Here is a 4,881-nt window from a genome sequence, read left to right as displayed (position 1 = left end):
GAAACATATAAGACCTCCAATTGAGTGTGGTAATTCCTGCTAGAAGTTGATTGTTTTTTATTCTAGTGTACAGGTAAATCCACGAATTCTCAACTGGGGGTCTTTACATATTGCTTTATAACTATACAAAAAGTATTCCTGCATGTTTCTGTAATGTCAAAGCCTGCTTACAAGGCCACAAAAAATCCCCTACCCATCGGATAGGAGAAATATAATAGAATTATTTCTGTTTACTTTGGAAACGCCATTCAAAGCGTTTTTGGTCATAGAAGGGATACATGATTTGCAAAAGAGTTAAGGCTAGGAGCCAGCCTCCGATAATATCCGTCGGATAATGAACACCAATGTAGATACGAGAAACAGCAACTAGGATTGCTAGGGCAATCAATGCAACTTGCAGAATGCGTTTAGCCAGTCCTTGCTTCATGCGTTGCTGGATAATGATGACAACCGCTCCTGCAATCATCATTGTTGAGGCTGTATGCCAACTAGGGAATGAATAGCCAATCGTGTCAATCAACCATTCGATACTAGGACGCGGGCGTTGGTAGACATATTTCAGGGCTGTAGATGCCACACCCATGGCCGCAAAACTAGCTAGTAGGAAAAAAGCTTCTATCTTCCACTTTTTATAATAGTAAAGGATAGCAGACAAGATCAGGGTAATCGCTAAAATGATAACGGTATTCCCTAAAACTGTAATAGAAGTCCAGAACTGAGTCGCTCCACTTGGCAGATTTCCGCGAATCGCAGATTGGATAGTAGAGTCGAAACCAGTTAAGCTACTTGGGTAAAACTTGGCTACGTAGCCCAAGATAACAAAGGCTAGAGCCAAGAAAGACGCATTTCGTAAATGGATTTGTTTATTTTTCATAGGTCTAGTTTACTTTAAAAAAGTTAAACTTTCTTTAAAATAGGTCGAGCTGCTGTGTAACAGATGTAAAACACAATGGATAGGACAATACCTTGCAAGAGATTAAATGGCAAGACCATGAAAAGCAGGTAATTAGTCAATCCCAAGATTTCTTTAATATCAAAGTTTGCAAAGGCAGCATAAACAGGTACAGCATAGACATAGTTCAAGACAAGCATGGCAAGGGTTGAACCAAGGGTTGCTACCACTGCTGTTTTTAAATAATGTTTGACAGTCTGGTTATTTTTCCAGAAATAAGATACTGCTAAAATAAAGATTGCCATAGCAGCAATATTCATGGGTAGACCAATGACTGTTGTCACTCCCTGATTGTTTAAGATCAATTTGAGGAGTGTCCGAATCAAAAGAATGGCAAAGCTAGACTTTAGATCTAGGATAAGCAGACCAAATAAGATTGGTACCAATGAAAAATCTACTTCCAAGAAATTTGCCGTTGGTATCAAGGGAAATTTCAAGTACATGAGTAGAAATGAAAGTGCTGAAAGAATGGCGATAATCGTCATTTTCCGTGTGTTTGTCATAAAGGTTCCTCCAATTTTGAAAATTGAAGAAGCTTAGAAGAGCAGCAAAAACTGCACTTCGTCTTCTCCCATCCAGACTTTACTGTCGGTTGTGGAGTTGCACCACATCAGCTTTCGCTCGCAGACTTCCAACGGTCTATTTTGTTCTAATACTGCGTTAGCTCATCTTGACATACATTCAGTATGGTCTTCGATTCGCTGCCTAGTCGTAAAACAAAATAGCCTCGTTTTACACTGCCGGTCGGGAATCTCACCCTGCCCTGAAGACTATTTCATCATACCAAAAAAGCCCTGCAAGTGCAAGGCATTGAGTCATTTTCAAGTCTTATTTTAGCTTATCCTCTTCATAAGTATGGACCAAATCCAAACCTGCAAAATTCTGCTGACGAAGGGCTTCGTAGACAATCATACAGACAGTATTGGATACATTGAGGCTACGAACATGCTCATCATTCATGGGAATCCGAATAGCCTTCTCTGGATGCGTTCGCATAAAATCTTCTGGTAAGCCTTTGTCTTCACGACCAAAGAGGAAGAAATGGATCCCATCCTGATAACTCTCTTCTGAATAGGTTTTGTCTGCAAACTTAGACACCAAATGGACCTGGCCATGCTTACTGGCATAGTCCATAAATGCTGTCAAGTTTTCGTAGAAACGGACATCCAACTTATCCCAGTAATCCAAGCCAGCACGCTTCATCTTGCGGTCATCAATTGGAAAACCCATCGGTTTGATAATATGTAGGGGGCTGTTGGTCGCGGCACAAGTCCGAGCAATATTTCCAGTATTTTGTGGAATCTGTGGTTCAAACAGGACAATGTGATTTTTAGCAGTTTCTTCTGTGTAGTGTAATTCTTCAATATTCATAATCATCGTTTCCTCATACGTGAATCTTGGCTATTCAGACAAAAAAATAGCCACACTGCCCGGAGTCAAGCTCAGCAAACAGCATGGTGAATGATGATTCATTCACTTAACTCACAACAGGTTTGAGTTAAATCAATGAAATCGTGTTACTATTGTAGCTTAAAAAAGGCTGAAAATCAAGAGTTTTGATTTATTTTTTTCATTTTTCAAAAAACTTAATTTGGGAAACTTAATTTGATAGTTTAAGTATTAAAAAAATAACCATAAAAAACAACCAAGCAAAACCAGAAAGGAACATTCCATTCCTATAATAATTTATAAATCCAGCAAACCGCTCAACAAAACTTAATTTGGGTTTCTTTGGATGATAATAGACTGTCATCTCAGATCCTATTGGAAACAATTGTTTAAATTCATAACGAAAAGAATTACTATATCGGATAAATCTCGGCTTTAGAATTTCTCTTCTATATTCATCTTCAGTTTGTGGATAAAAAATCTCATGGCTTCTATCTTCTCCCATCGGGAAGTATCTAAGTCTCTGCTTATATCTCCGATTATTGATAGTGTATTCCACAATAGGTGTCTTTAGACGAGTAGAAGTATAGTATCCTATGACAGTCCCTTGAGTTACCATAGTACAGTCATTTTTAATAGTAATTTCACGACGCCAACGAATTAAAAAGAGAAAAAACCAAAATAAAATATAAACCGATATGACGACGATAGCAAGCAATAATCTATCCATCAGCACTACTCCTCATAAGTAAAATTTGAAACAGATATTCATTTACAATACCTATCATTTTATATTGCAATAAAAATCAAAAGCGAGCAAAGAAAGAACAAGACTACTATATAGAATAAACTGAATACTCTAAATAGTGACTCTCCTCCCGCATAACGTTCCACATAAGCTAACTGAGGTTGCTTCGGATTGTATCTCACTGTCATTTCATATCCAATAGGGAATAGTTGGTACATATTATATGGCATTAAACCAATGTTGTATAACTTCTTACTTTCCAACATATAATTTCGGAGTTCTTCTATATCATGAGGATATAAAATATCTTTTGGGCCATAAACAACCCATGAGTATTCTAGGGCTTTTCTATACTTTATACCATCTACCTCGTACTCTATGATTGGGGGACGAAGTGAGACCCATTCTCTATGTGTGACAACTTTACCTATAATTGTAGAAGTACTGTATTTTCGGATAACATATTCCTGTCGCCATTTATAAAGAAAATAACAAAAAGGAGTAGCCAATGCCAAAAAGATTAAAAGATATGACCAAATCATGTTTACAATTTACCCTCCATAAAACCTACTCTCCCAAACTTTCCTTATATCGCTTGGACTTTTTACCATACCAGTCTTCAATGCTATATCCTGAGAGAATACGATAGTCTTCCATATATTTATTAATATAAAATCCTTGAATACAACTAAACACTATTGCTACGATAAAGTAGAAAAGTAATATAGGCCCACCAATCCCAAAAATCATGACTAAACTTCTTAGAATATCATTCTCATAAATCCCTTTACCTTTATTAGGTAAAAAGAGACGAAACAGAACGAGGGGAAAGACGATTAAGCCACCATATTTCCTCCCTAAGACGACAAACTTCTCCATCACATCATTTAAGGGATTGGAAACCAATTGATTTCCATATAATCCATTCAAAACCTCTTTCTTAAACCATAGGTATCTTTCTGCGATTACAAAAATTATGATAGACAGATTGAGAATGACTGCAATTAGCGAACCAAAAAACATGGCCGAACCAATCGCACATAGTACAAATACTTGATAATTAAGTAAACTCACCATCAAGAACATATTCCAATTGAAATAGTAATACGACAAAATTCGATTGTGGCGTATCTTTCTAACATCCATTAGGTAATGAACGATTACTAATAAGCCAAGCCATACGGGGATTGAAAATAGGATTTTCGCCTCCACAAATAATATCTTTCCAACTTCTTTATCCGAATACGGTCCGATAAATGATATTAGAAAGATAAAAAATTCAACTGTCAAAAAACCTATTATTTTCTTTCCATAACCATTTTTCTCTACGTCCTCCATTGAAGTCTGAATGTACCGATCCGTTACCAATCCCATGCTCTCTTCTAAAGAGGCATTCCATATTGATTTTTTCATGTTTTCTCATCCTTATCAGATTATCATAATTGATCATTGTCTGTTATACTAAAAAATCAAGACAAGTTGACCTTATCCTGAAAATAAATATTGGCTCTGTAAGACACTGTTAGTGTGCCCAAAATAAAAAAGAGGAAAAAATTATCCTCTCAATCTCTTTCAATCGGGAAGACAGGATTCGAACCTGCGACACCTTGGTCCCAAACCAAGTACTCTACCAAGCTGAGCTACTTCCCGCTATCATTAAAAATAAAGCTCCCCTAATATGATCATTAAGCGAGTTATGCACCCTAGAGGATTCGAACCTCTAACCGCCTGATTCGTAGTCAGGTACTCTATCCAGTTGAGCTAAGGGTGCTTCTATAAAGTCCATGCCGAG

At 37.0% G+C, this 4,881-nt stretch carries 6 protein-coding genes, 2 tRNA genes and 1 riboswitch; all 8 genes read right to left on the bottom strand.

Annotation, left to right across the window (positions count from 1 at the left end):
• Window positions 1-220 precede the first annotated feature (220 nt).
• Window positions 221-874, bottom strand: a complete 654-nt coding sequence (locus C1E58_RS11895; protein WP_105210482.1) for a phosphatase PAP2 family protein — start codon at window positions 872-874, stop codon at window positions 221-223.
• A 23-nt stretch (window positions 875-897) separates the two neighbouring features.
• On the bottom strand, window positions 898-1,455 hold the full coding sequence (locus C1E58_RS11890; protein WP_105210481.1) for an ECF transporter S component: 558 nt from the start codon (window positions 1,453-1,455) through the stop codon (window positions 898-900).
• Between the two features lie 56 nt (window positions 1,456-1,511).
• A riboswitch (FMN riboswitch) is annotated at window positions 1,512-1,727 on the bottom strand.
• 53 nt (window positions 1,728-1,780) lie between these two features.
• Window positions 1,781-2,323 (bottom strand): tRNA (cytidine(34)-2'-O)-methyltransferase, encoded by a 543-nt coding sequence (locus C1E58_RS11885; RefSeq protein WP_105210480.1) that lies wholly within the window; start codon window positions 2,321-2,323, stop codon window positions 1,781-1,783.
• Between the two features lie 229 nt (window positions 2,324-2,552).
• Complete coding sequence (locus C1E58_RS11880) at window positions 2,553-3,071, bottom strand: DUF3592 domain-containing protein (RefSeq protein ID WP_105210479.1); 519 nt, start codon at window positions 3,069-3,071, stop codon at window positions 2,553-2,555.
• A 59-nt stretch (window positions 3,072-3,130) separates the two neighbouring features.
• Complete coding sequence (locus C1E58_RS11875) at window positions 3,131-3,631, bottom strand: DUF3592 domain-containing protein (protein ID WP_105210478.1); 501 nt, start codon at window positions 3,629-3,631, stop codon at window positions 3,131-3,133.
• A gap of 25 nt (window positions 3,632-3,656) precedes the next feature.
• Window positions 3,657-4,502, bottom strand: coding sequence for a hypothetical protein (locus C1E58_RS11870; RefSeq protein ID WP_105210477.1), 846 nt, complete (start codon window positions 4,500-4,502; stop codon window positions 3,657-3,659).
• 163 nt (window positions 4,503-4,665) lie between these two features.
• A tRNA-Pro gene (locus C1E58_RS11865) sits at window positions 4,666-4,739 on the bottom strand.
• Between the two features lie 47 nt (window positions 4,740-4,786).
• A tRNA-Arg gene (locus C1E58_RS11860) sits at window positions 4,787-4,860 on the bottom strand.
• Window positions 4,861-4,881: the final 21 nt, after the last annotated feature.

It is taken from the genome of Streptococcus suis (assembly GCF_002964575.1).
Taxonomy (GTDB): domain Bacteria; phylum Bacillota; class Bacilli; order Lactobacillales; family Streptococcaceae; genus Streptococcus; species Streptococcus suis_R.
Note: the sequence above shows the minus strand (reverse complement) of the source record. Positions and strands in the feature narration are given on the sequence as shown.

What these genes read in the sequence shown, in the direction of transcription:
- C1E58_RS11875 (WP_105210478.1), bottom strand. Translation starts at nt 3,631, where the DNA reads ATGATTTGGTCATATCTTTTAATCTTTTTGGCATTGGCTACTCCTTTT.
- C1E58_RS11885 (WP_105210480.1), bottom strand. Translation starts at nt 2,323, where the DNA reads ATGAATATTGAAGAATTACACTACACAGAAGAAACTGCTAAAAATCAC.
- C1E58_RS11870 (WP_105210477.1), bottom strand. Translation starts at nt 4,502, where the DNA reads ATGAAAAAATCAATATGGAATGCCTCTTTAGAAGAGAGCATGGGATTG.
- C1E58_RS11890 (WP_105210481.1), bottom strand. Translation starts at nt 1,455, where the DNA reads ATGACAAACACACGGAAAATGACGATTATCGCCATTCTTTCAGCACTT.
- C1E58_RS11895 (WP_105210482.1), bottom strand. Translation starts at nt 874, where the DNA reads ATGAAAAATAAACAAATCCATTTACGAAATGCGTCTTTCTTGGCTCTA.
- C1E58_RS11880 (WP_105210479.1), bottom strand. Translation starts at nt 3,071, where the DNA reads ATGGATAGATTATTGCTTGCTATCGTCGTCATATCGGTTTATATTTTA.